Genomic DNA, 231 nt, shown 5'->3' with positions numbered 1-231 from the left:
GGTCAGTAGCTCAGTTGGTAGAGCATTAGATTGAAGCTCTAAGTGTCGGCGGTTCGATTCCGTCCTGACCCACCATTTATGCGGGTGTAGTTTAATGGTAAAACCTCAGCCTTCCAAGCTGATGTCGTGGGTTCGATTCCCATCACCCGCTCCAAGGGCCTATAGCTCAGCTGGTTAGAGCGCACGCCTGATAAGCGTGAGGTCGATGGTTCGAGTCCATTTAGGCCCACC

General features: G+C 52.8%; 2 tRNA genes. Both read left to right on the top strand.

From position 1 onward, the window contains the following. The first annotated feature begins 80 nt into the window (after window positions 1–80). Window positions 81–154 (top strand) — tRNA-Gly (locus EW028_RS24965). A gap of 1 nt (window position 155) precedes the next feature. Continuing rightward, window positions 156–229 (top strand) — tRNA-Ile (locus tag EW028_RS24960). Window positions 230–231: the final 2 nt, after the last annotated feature.

This window comes from Lysinibacillus sp. OL1 (assembly GCF_004332175.1).
Taxonomy (GTDB): domain Bacteria; phylum Bacillota; class Bacilli; order Bacillales_A; family Planococcaceae; genus Lysinibacillus; species Lysinibacillus capsici.
The sequence above is the reverse complement of the archived record's forward strand: the minus strand, read 5'-3'. Positions and strand labels throughout refer to the sequence as shown.